Source organism: Streptomyces sp. NPDC127119 (assembly GCF_042677425.1).
Lineage (GTDB): Bacteria > Actinomycetota > Actinomycetes > Streptomycetales > Streptomycetaceae > Streptomyces.
Window position 1 is genome coordinate 1 of sequence record NZ_JBHXTO010000220.1, and the last position, 9,725, is coordinate 9,725.

The window sequence follows — 9,725 nt, forward strand, 5'->3', positions numbered from 1 at the left end:
GTTCCCCGCGCCCCTGAAGGGGCGGAAGCAGGGGCGCAGCCCCGCTTCCGAGGGGCGCGGGGAACTGCGCGGCCCACCCCCACCGGCCCGCAGCCAGGTCGCTGCCCCTGAGGTATCAGAAGGCGCTCAACGGCCGAGCGCCGCCAGCTCCTTGGCCGCCTCCGTGAGGTCCTTCGCCGTGTCGATGGCACGCCAGTACGCGCCCTGCGGGATCGGATAGCCGGCCAGGCGGCGCTCACGGGCCAGCCGCGGGAACGTGGAGCGCTCGTGGTCGCCGAGGGAGGGCAGCAGGTCGGCGAACTCGGGGGAGAACACGTACACACCCGCGTTGATGCCGTGCGCGGTCGGCGGGGCCTCGATGAAGTCCGTGATGTGACCGAAGTCGTCGGTCTGGACGGCACCCCACGGAAGGCGGGGACGGGCCAGCGCGAGGGTCGCCACCGCGTCGCGCTCGGTGTGGAAGTCCGCCATCTCCCGCAGCGAGAAACGGGTCCAGATGTCACCGTTCGTCGCGTACCAGGGGCGGTCGGGGTGGGGCAGGTGCTTCGCGGCGTACTTGAGGCCGCCGCCACGGCCCAGGGGCTCCGACTCGACCACGGTGGTCACGGAGACGGGCAGGTCCGTCGCCTCCAGCCATTCCTGGAGGACCTCGGCGAGATGACCGCAGGAGACGACGACGTCGGTGACGCCCTCTTCGGCGAGCCAGGTCAGCTGATGGCCGATGATCGGGGTCCCGGTGCCGGGGATCTCGACCATCGGCTTGGGGCGGTCGTCGGTGTAGGGACGCAGCCTTGAGCCCTGGCCGCCGGCCAGGACGACGGCTTGAACGGGGCGCGACGCTGCGTTCGGATCGGTCATGCCCGAACTTTACGTCGCGCTCCGCGGGATCAGCCGGTGGGGTTTGTGAGGGGCGCGGGGGAAAGGGGGATCCGCGGGTGGGTGGAGGGCTGGTCGCGCAGTTCCCCGCGCCCCTTGCGGGGCCCGGGCTCAGGCGTGCTGGGCTGCTACGCCCGTGGCGAAGGCCGTGTCGCACACCGGGCGGGCGAACGACTGGGCGCGGACCGGACCGTACGCGCGGACCGCCGCGCGGCCCAGGGCGCGGGCGATGGAGGCGCAGTGCCTGCCGAGGGACGGGCGGCCGTTCACGGCCTCCTGGAGGTGGGTGAGGGCGACCCCCGGGTTCTTGTCCTGGAGTTCCAGCAGGAGCTTGTCGCGCAGCACGTCCTGTGGAGCGCGGGACGGGGCGCGCCGGGAGACGTTCTCGGCGGAGGCGGCGAGGGCCGACGTCGAGGATTCGTTTCCCGACCAGTTGACCCTGGTGACCGCGAGCGTGCCGGAGAGCACCAGGACGACGGGCAGAACGAGGGCGAGGGTACGGCCGATCCGGCGGGCTGGACCGCGGCCGTGTCGGGTCGGTCGGCCGGAGGGGCCGTGGCCGTGTCGCGTCGAGTGGTTAGTGGAGTGCTTCACGCGAGTGAGGGTAGCGCGGGGTGATGATTTGGCGACATTTAGTAATCAGTTCGGGGGACGGGGGAGTGAGCGTTTTCGAGTTTGATGTTGACGAACAGCTGTCGAAATGCCCGGTCTGCCGGGGTATTTGTCGACAACGAAGAAGGCCCCGCAGTGGTCTGCGGGGCCTTCTTCGTCAACCTGGGTGAATTCTCCGGGATCCGCCCGGCCGGTCGGCGCGGTTGCGATCAGTCGGTGAGGCGCTCACCGGTGGAGGTCGAGAACACGTGGGTCTCGCCCGCGCGCGGCACGACGTGCAGTGTGGAGCCCTTCTCCGGGACCGCGCGGCCGCTGACGCGGACGACCAGGTCCTTGAGGTCGTCGCCGACCTTGGCGCTGCCGTAGACGTACCCGTCGGCGCCGAGCTCCTCGACGACGTTCACGGTGACGGCGAGGCCGGCCGGGGCGTCCGCGGTCTCCTTCGACAGGCTCGACGCGGCACCGCCGCCCTGCTCGACGATGTCGAAGTGCTCGGGACGGACGCCGACGGTGACCGTGCGGTCACCCTTGTCGGAGGCGGTCTTGAGGGCCTCGCGGTTGACGGGCACCACGCTGTTGCCGAACTTCACGCCGCCGTCGGTGATCGGGACCTCGACGAGGTTCATCGCCGGGGAGCCGATGAAGCCGGCGACGAAGAGGTTCGCCGGGCGGTCGTACATGTTGCGCGGGGAGTCGACCTGCTGGAGCAGACCGTCCTTGAGGACCGCCACGCGGTCGCCCATCGTCATGGCCTCGACCTGGTCGTGGGTCACGTACACCGTGGTGATGCCGAGGCGGCGCTGCAGCGACGCGATCTGCGTACGGGTCGAGACACGGAGCTTGGCGTCGAGGTTCGACAGCGGCTCGTCCATGAGGAAGACCTGGGGCTCACGCACGATGGCGCGACCCATGGCGACACGCTGGCGCTGACCGCCGGAGAGGGCCTTCGGCTTGCGGGCCAGGTACTCGGTGAGGTCGAGGATCTTCGCCGCGTCCTCGACCTTCTGGCGGATCTCGGCCTTGTTGACGCCGGCGATCTTGAGCGCGAAGCCCATGTTGTCCGCGACCGTCATGTGCGGGTACAGCGCGTAGTTCTGGAACACCATGGCGATGTCCCGGTCCTTGGGTGGCAGGTGCGTGACGTCGCGGTCGCCGATGTGGATGGATCCGCCGTTGACGTCCTCAAGACCCGCGAGCATGCGCAGGGAGGTGGACTTTCCGCAGCCGGAGGGACCGACGAGGACGAGGAACTCGCCGTCCGCGACGTCGAGCTCGAGCTGGTCGACGGCGGGCTTGTCGCCACCCGGGTAGATGCGGGTCGCCTTGTTGAACGAGACAGTGGCCATGGTGAGGGGCCCCCTTCACCGGCAGGAACGTGCCGGACGATCCGTTGTAAAGGTGGTGTACCGCTACGGAACGATCCGTAGTGGTGTAGTCCACATGAGCGGACTGGTTCAGGACGCTACCCCGCGTTCACACGTTCTGTCAGTACTCGGTGGGTAATGAAGTTCGAGGAAATTTTCGCCGGACCCCCACTGTGACGTGGGTACACTGCTTCGGGCGTGCCTGCGAGCACGCACAGGCACGTCCGCGTGCAGGCCTCCTTAGCTCAGTCCGGCCAGAGCAACGCACTTGTAATGCGTAGGTCGTCGGTTCGAATCCGACAGGGGGCTCTTGTTGTGCCGGGAGGTCCGGGTCACTTGGTGGCTCGGGCCTTTTGCGTGGGCAGGCCCGCCGCCTGGGCGATGACCCGGGCCGTGCGCAGGCCCTCCCGGTGGGCGGAGCCGGAGTGGGCGGGGCGGCAGCGGCCCCATTCCGGGGAGTACTCGGCCATGACCGCGCCCGGGTGGTCCGTGGTGAGTTCCGTGAGCGGGGCCTTGCGGCCGGCGGCGGCCAGGACGCGCTGGAACTCGCCCGCGTTGGCGAAGTCGCACACCGTGTCCTCCGTGCCGTGCACCAGGTGGATGGGCAGGGGAGGGGCCGAGGCGCAGACGTCCATGGGGGACGGCAGGCCGAGCAGCGGCTCGGGCTGGTTGTAGCGGGCCGAGATGCCGACCACGGCGGCCGGGCGCCAGCCCTCCGGCGGGTCCGGGCGCAGGGCCGTGGCCATCGCGGCACGCCCGCCCAGGGACCAGCCGACGAGGACGACCTGTGCCGGGTCCCGTACGAAGTCCCAGGTGAAGCGCAGCGACGCGGCGAGCTGCGGACGGCCGCCGTCCTCTGCGTCCGGGTGCCAGTCCGGGACTATCACGGTGGCCCCGAGACGGGCGACCTCCGCGGCCAGGGCGCCGAGGACGTCCCGTTCGGCGGGGCCGCGGCCGTGCCAGAGCAGGACCGTCGGGGCGTCCGGGGCGGCTGCGCGATGGATGTCGAGGAGCTGACCGTCGGACGAGTAGCGGACGGTGTCCATGACTGCGGTGCTCATGGGGTTCCCCTGTCTCTCAGCGGCCCGCGACCCGGTCGGCGATACGCGCGATCCGGGACGACTGTGCGGCATGGGTGGTGACTTCGCGGCGGTCGGCGGCTCGATACGTCGCGTACATGCCGTGTACCCCGAGCCAGCGGAAAGGTTCGGGTTCCCACTTGCGGACCTTGTGTTCGACCCAGGGAAGTGTGGTGAGGTCCGTCTCGCCCGACTGGCCCGAGTCCCGCTGGACCAGGTCCCTCAGGGTGCGGGCGGCGAGGTTGGCCGTGGCGACCCCGGAGCCCACGTAACCGCCCGCCCAGCCGAGGCCGGTGGCGCGGTCGAGGGTGACCGACGCGCACCAGTCGCGCGGTACGCCGAGCACGCCCGACCAGGCGTGGTCCACGGCGATGCCCGAGAGCTGGGGAAACAGGCGCAGCAGGAGTTCGCGCAGGGCCTCGACCGTCGAGGCCTGCGTGCGCCCGTCGTTGTCCGTACGGGAGCCGAAGCGGTACGGGACTCCGCGGCCACCCAGGGCGATACGGCCGTCGGCGGTGCGCTGGGCGTACATGTACGCGTGGGCCATGTCGCCGAGGGTCTCGCGGCCCTCCCAGCCGACCGATTCCCACTGGGCGGCGGTCAGGGGCTCGGTGGCGATCATCGAGGAGTTCATGGGGAGCCAGGTGCGCCGGTGGCCCTTGAGGGAGGCCGTGAAGCCCTCCGTGCAGCGCAGGACGTAGGGCGCGCGGACGGTTCCGTACGGGGTGACGGCGTGCTTGGGCCTGATCTCCGTGACGGGGGTCGACTCGTGGATCGTGACGCCCAGCGCCTCGACGGCCGCCGCGAGGCCCTTGAGCAGTTTCACCGGGTGCAGCCGGGCGCCGTGCGGGGTCCAGGTGGAGCCCACCGCGTCCGCGACCCGGACCCGGTCGGCGGTCTCGCGGGCCCCGTACAGCTCGCGGTCCTTCTCGCCGTACGAGAGTTCCGTCTCGTGGAAGGCCCGCAGACGGGCCAGCTGGGCGGGGGTGTACGCGACTTCGAGTACGCCGCCCCGGTGGATGTCCGCCTCGATGCCCTCCTCGCCGGCGACCCCGACGACCTCGGCGACCGTGGCGTTCATGGCCTCCTGGAGGCGTACGGCGGCCTCGTGGCCGTGCAGGCGCGCGTAGCGGTCGCGGCCCGCGATGCCGTTGTAGAGCCAGCCGCCGTTGCGGCCGGAGGCGCCGTAGCCGCAGAACTTCTGCTCCAGGACGGTGATCCGCAGGAAGGGCGCGGCCTTCTTCAGGTAGTACGCGGTCCACAGCCCCGTGTAGCCGCCGCCGACGATCACCACGTCGGCGTTCGCGTCACCCTGAAGGGGCTCGCGGGGGGCGGGCAGGCCCTCCTCGGCGTACCAGAACGATATGCCGCCGTTCACGGTGGTGCGGGGCGCGCCCGGGGCCCGCGGCGGCTGCGGCAGGGGTGGTGTCCGGGGCTTGGGGGGCGCGTAAGGCGCGGGGGGTGTGCGGTCCATGCCGGATGCGCTGTCCGTGCTGGACGCGCTGTCCGGGTCGGACGCGCTGTCCGCGTTCTCCGTGCTGCTCATGCGCGGTGACGTTAGCTTCTCCGGGTGGTGGGTGTCTCCTTCGGATTTCGTGGTTCTGGAGAGGGTGAGGGTGGTGAAGGTGGGACATGGGCGGCTGCTGGAGCGCGGCGGGCGGTTTCTGGAGCGGTGGGGGCTGCGCCAGGAGGGCGCCCCGATGAGCGGGCAGGTCTCGGTGGTGCTGCCCGTGGTGCGCGGCGACGGGACGCGGGCCGTGCTGAAGCTGCAGGACCTCGACGAGGAGACGGCCGGCGAGGGGCTCGCGCTGCGCACCTGGGGCGGCGACGGGGTCGTACGGCTGCTGGACGAGGACGCGGAGAGCGGCACGCTGTTGCTGGAACGGCTCGACGAGGACCGGCCGCTCGCCGGGGTGCCCGATGTGATGAAGGCGACGTCGGTCCTGGCCGAACTGCTGGCGCGGATCACGGCTGTTCCGGCGCCGGCGGGGCTGCGGCGGCTGGACTCCGTCACCGCGGACATGTTCGAGCGGTTGCCCGCGGTGACGCGGTCCCTCGCGGCGGAGGACGACCGGCGGCTCCTCGCGGACTGCGCGGCGGCCGTGCGCGAGGTCGCGGACGAGCCGGGGGACCGGCTGCTGCACTGGGATCTGCACTTCGAGAACATCCTCGCGGCCGACCGCGAGCCCTGGCTCGTCATCGACCCGAAGCCGCTCGCCGGGGACCCCTGCTTCGAGCTGCTGCCCGCGCTCTGGAACCGGTGCGAGGAGGGGGCGTTGGAACGCCGCTTCGACCTGATGACGGAGGTGCTGGGGGTGGACCGGGAGCGGGCGCGGGCCTGGACGCTGGGGCGGGTGTTGCAGAACTCGCTGTGGCGGGTCGAGGAGGGCGGGGGCCTGGACGAGGACCAGGCCGGTATCGCGCGGCTGCTGCTGGGGCGTTGAGCGGCGTTGAGCGGCGTTGAGTGGTGTTGAACGGTGCTCCGGGGCGTTGGGGGCGTTGAGACCTCGTGGGTGGTCGGCGAGGTCAGGGTTCCAGGATCACCTTGCCGTGGGTGGCCCTGGTCTCCAGCGCGCGGTGTGCGGCGGCCGCATCCGCGAGGGGGAAGCGGTGGACGTCCGGGACCAGGCGGCCCTCGGCGGCCTCCGTGAGGGCGCGTAGTTCCAGGGTGCGCAGGGGGTTGGGGCCGCCCGCCCTCTGCAGCATGACCGGGCCTAGGACCGACTGCGACACGCCTTCGACGAGATACGGGGTGCCGTCGTGCAGGCCGGCGCCCGACCAGCCGAAGACGATGTGCCTGCCGGTGGGGCGTGCAGGATGGTCGGGGTGCGTGGGGCTTGTGGGGTGGGCGAGGAGTGCCACTGATTTCTGCGCCGTGTCGCCGCCCACCCCGTCGAAGACGACCGTGGCCGGGCGGTCGCCCAGGAATCGCTTCACCTGGTCCGGCCAGGCGGGGTCCTTGTAGTCGACGGCCAGGTCGGCGCCGTTCTTCCCGACGCGCGCCACCTTGTCCGGGCCGCCCGCCAGGCCGATCACGGTGGCACCCGCGTGCCGCGCGTACTGCACGAGGAGGGTGCCGATGCCGCCCGCCGCGGCGGGGACGAGGACCACGTCGTCGGGGGTCAGGTCGGTGAACTGGAGAATCCCCATCGTCGTACGGCCCGTGCCGATCATCGCGACCGCCTGGGCGAAGTCGAGGTTCCGGGGGATCTCGTGGAGGCGGTCGACGTCGGTGACGGCCAGTTCCGCGTAGCCGCCCGGGTGGAGGCCCAGGTGGGCCACCACGCGCTTGCCGAGCCACAGGGCGGCGACGCCCTCACCGAGGGACTCGACCGTGCCGGCGACCTCGCGGCCGGGGATCGTGGGGAGGGCGGGCAGCTCCGGGTACGGGCCCTTGACGCCCGCCCGGAGCGCGGTGTCCAGCAGGTGTACGCCCGCGGCGGCGACCTCGACACGGACCTGGCCGGGAGCGGGGCGGGGGGCTTCCGTTCGCTCGTACGTGAGGTTCTCGGGCGGGCCGAAGGTGTGGAGGCGGGTGGCGTGCATGCGGTCCGGGACGGGCTTCGGGACCGGCTTCGTGGTGGGCATGGGTTCCCCCGGGGCGTGGTGTGCGGCTGCTGCGCCCCAGCTTTTGACCTCAAGCACGCTTGAGGTCAAGGCCTGCCCGGGTGCGGATGCCGAAGGCCAGGGACACCGCCTCCAGCGCGCTGTTGAACGACACCTCGGAGAGCACGCCCGGAGCGGCCACCTGGTCGCCCGCGAGGTACACGTCGTCGCCGCGGTCCACGTGCGGGCGGTCGCGCCAGCTCGTGCCGGGGAGGTCGACGGCGCCCGTGCGGCCGTTCGCGAGCGCCTCGCGGCGGTACGTGACCCGCTCGCGCCAGGTCGGAAGCGCGAGGTCGAGGAGCCGCTCGGCGCGGGCGATGCCGTCCGCGCGTGACGCGTGCGGGGCGATCGGGAACTGGCCCTGGAGGAGCTGTTCGCCGGGTGGCGCGAGGGTGCGGTCCTGGGCCGTGAAGCGTTCGATCCAGCCGGGGGCGTCCAGGTCGGAGACGGCGAACGCGTCGCCGCGGCGGGTGCGGACGGCGAGGTCCAGCAGGGCCGTTCGGCCGCTCGGCCAGGTCAGGGAACTGTCCTGGAGGAGGGTGCGGGCCGCGTCCAGGGAGGTGGCGACGATGACCGGGCCGTGGCCGGCGGGGAGGGCGTCGAGGGTGTCGACGCGGGCGAGGGTCTCCATCCGTACGCCGAGGTTCCAGGCGCGGGCCGCCATCCTGTCGATCACGCTCGCCCAGCCGCCGCGGGGGTAGTGCGCCTCCGGGGGCAACCTCGTTGCGCGGCGCAGGCGTTCCTGGACGAAGGCGGCGGAAAGCGTGCCGGGGGCGTGGTGGAAGAGGGCGACCGCGGAGTAGTGGGCCGCGGCGGTCGCGCCCTCCTCGCCCACGATGCTCGTGGCCCAGGTGGCGAAGTCCTGGTCGACGGGGGCCTGTTGGGGTGTGCGGCGCAGGAGTCTGAGCATGGCGAGGGGTGGGGTGCGGCGGAGGGCGCCCTTGTGGTGGAGGCGGAGGCGGGCGGCTTCCAGGGGTGGGAGGGGGGCCAGTTCGCCGAGGAGGCCGCGCTGTTTGAGCCAGGTCCAGTGGGGGCCGCCCTTGTAGAGCGCGTGCGGGCCCTCGTTCGTCCTGTACGGGCCCTCGGCGGTGCGGGCCCGGCCGCCGAGGGTGTGGTGGGCCTCGTACACGGTGACCTTGGCGCCCGCTTCCGCGGCGGTGACGGCGGCGGTGAGGCCGGCGAAGCCGGCGCCGATGATCGTGAGGTGCGGTGTGAGGTGCGGTGTGGGGTGGGTGGGGTGCATGTTTTTTTTTGCCCCTTCGTTGGGGTGTTCTGCGTTGTCCTTACGACTCGTAGCGGGCTCGGAATGTGACATGCGGGGCTTTTTGGCTGGTCAGGGAGGGTGTCAGTGGTGGGGTGCAGGATGGGGGGATGGTGAGCAGAGCGGCGAAGGCTGGTTCCAAGGCGGGCGCGGGGGTCAAGGGTGCGCGGCGGCCCGAGGTGCGGCTGCCGTCGCTGGAGCCGTACGGGGGTGGGGAACTGGAGCCCGACGGGGACTATGACGGGCTGCTGTTCGGCGAGCTGGATTTCGTGGGGCAGGACGGTGGGGGTGCGCGGTTCATGGACTGCGCGCTGACCGGGTGCGCGGTCGATGAGACGCGGCTGCATCATGCGCGGGTGCTGGATTCCGTGCTCACCGGGTTGCGGGGGGTGGGGACGGACTTCGGGTCGGCGACCCTCCGGGACGTGGAGGTGGTCGATGCCCGGCTGGGCGGGGTGCAGATGCATGGCGCCGTGCTGGAGCGGGTGGTCTTCCGTGGAGGGAAGATCGACTATCTGAATCTGCGGGAGGCGCGGATCCGGGATGTGGTGTTCGAGGGGTGCGTGCTGGTCGAGCCGGACTTCGGGGGTGCACGGCTGGAGCGGGTGGAGTTCGTGGACTGTGTGCTGAAGGGGGCGGACTTCACCGGGGTGTCGCTGACGGACGTGGATCTGCGGCGGGCGGCCGAGGTGGGGTTTGCGCGGGGGGTGGATCGGCTGGCGGGGGCTGTGATCAGTCCTGCGCAGTTGTTGGATCTTGCGGGGGTGTTTGCTGCGGAGGTGGGGGTTCGGGTGGTGGGGGTTGAGGTGTGAGGTTCCCTGCGGGGGGTTTGGCGTGGGCTTGGTGGGGGGTGGGACCGTGGGTGGTGGGAGCGGGCCGTGCCGGTACGTCGAGTCCGCCGCCCCCGTGCATACGGCTCTTGGTCTG

The 9,725-nt window shown here is 71.8% G+C and carries 9 protein-coding genes and 1 tRNA gene; 3 read left to right on the forward strand and 7 right to left on the reverse strand.

Features of this window, described 5'->3' with window-relative positions; genetic code table 11:
• Positions 1-126: 126 nt before the first annotated feature.
• The 3 genes from ACFVH5_RS42025 to ACFVH5_RS42035 form a co-directional block, all read right to left on the reverse strand.
• The gene (locus tag ACFVH5_RS42025) at positions 127-858 is read right to left on the reverse strand and encodes an NDP-sugar synthase (protein WP_384816381.1); all 732 of its coding nucleotides are present in this window, start codon (positions 856-858) and stop codon (positions 127-129) included.
• Positions 859-987: 129 nt separating this feature from the next.
• Positions 988-1,470 carry a hypothetical protein gene (locus tag ACFVH5_RS42030; protein WP_385838956.1) on the reverse strand — a complete coding sequence of 161 codons (483 nt, stop codon included), beginning with the start codon at positions 1,468-1,470 and terminating at the stop codon, positions 988-990.
• Between the two features lie 227 nt (positions 1,471-1,697).
• Positions 1,698-2,834: an ABC transporter ATP-binding protein gene (locus tag ACFVH5_RS42035; RefSeq protein ID WP_107015310.1), complete on the reverse strand. Its 1,137-nt coding sequence runs from the start codon at positions 2,832-2,834 to the stop codon at positions 1,698-1,700.
• 252 nt (positions 2,835-3,086) lie between these two features.
• Here ACFVH5_RS42035 and ACFVH5_RS42040 point away from each other — a divergent pair.
• Positions 3,087-3,161: transfer RNA gene (locus ACFVH5_RS42040), tRNA-Thr, on the forward strand.
• A 23-nt stretch (positions 3,162-3,184) separates the two neighbouring features.
• Here the strand turns inward: ACFVH5_RS42040 and ACFVH5_RS42045 are convergent.
• The gene (locus ACFVH5_RS42045) at positions 3,185-3,913 is read right to left on the reverse strand and encodes an alpha/beta hydrolase (RefSeq protein ID WP_384816375.1); all 729 of its coding nucleotides are present in this window, start codon (positions 3,911-3,913) and stop codon (positions 3,185-3,187) included.
• Positions 3,914-3,929: 16 nt separating this feature from the next.
• Entirely contained in the window at positions 3,930-5,309 is a 1,380-nt protein-coding gene (locus ACFVH5_RS42050; protein ID WP_385838961.1) for an NAD(P)/FAD-dependent oxidoreductase, read from the reverse strand.
• 94 nt (positions 5,310-5,403) lie between these two features.
• On the opposite strand from ACFVH5_RS42050, the gene ACFVH5_RS42055 reads away from it, so the two are divergent.
• On the forward strand, positions 5,404-6,375 hold the full coding sequence (locus ACFVH5_RS42055) for an aminoglycoside phosphotransferase family protein (RefSeq protein ID WP_385838957.1): 972 nt from the start codon (positions 5,404-5,406) through the stop codon (positions 6,373-6,375).
• A gap of 82 nt (positions 6,376-6,457) precedes the next feature.
• Here ACFVH5_RS42055 and ACFVH5_RS42060 read toward each other — a convergent pair whose 3' ends face one another.
• The gene (locus ACFVH5_RS42060; RefSeq protein ID WP_385838962.1) at positions 6,458-7,477 is read right to left on the reverse strand and encodes a zinc-binding dehydrogenase; all 1,020 of its coding nucleotides are present in this window, start codon (positions 7,475-7,477) and stop codon (positions 6,458-6,460) included.
• A 91-nt stretch (positions 7,478-7,568) separates the two neighbouring features.
• Entirely contained in the window at positions 7,569-8,780 is a 1,212-nt protein-coding gene (locus ACFVH5_RS42065; protein ID WP_385838958.1) for an FAD-dependent oxidoreductase, read from the reverse strand.
• A 128-nt stretch (positions 8,781-8,908) separates the two neighbouring features.
• Here ACFVH5_RS42065 and ACFVH5_RS42070 point away from each other — a divergent pair, with 128 nt between their 5' ends.
• The gene (locus ACFVH5_RS42070) at positions 8,909-9,610 is read left to right on the forward strand and encodes a pentapeptide repeat-containing protein (RefSeq protein WP_385838959.1); all 702 of its coding nucleotides are present in this window, start codon (positions 8,909-8,911) and stop codon (positions 9,608-9,610) included.
• Positions 9,611-9,725: the final 115 nt, after the last annotated feature.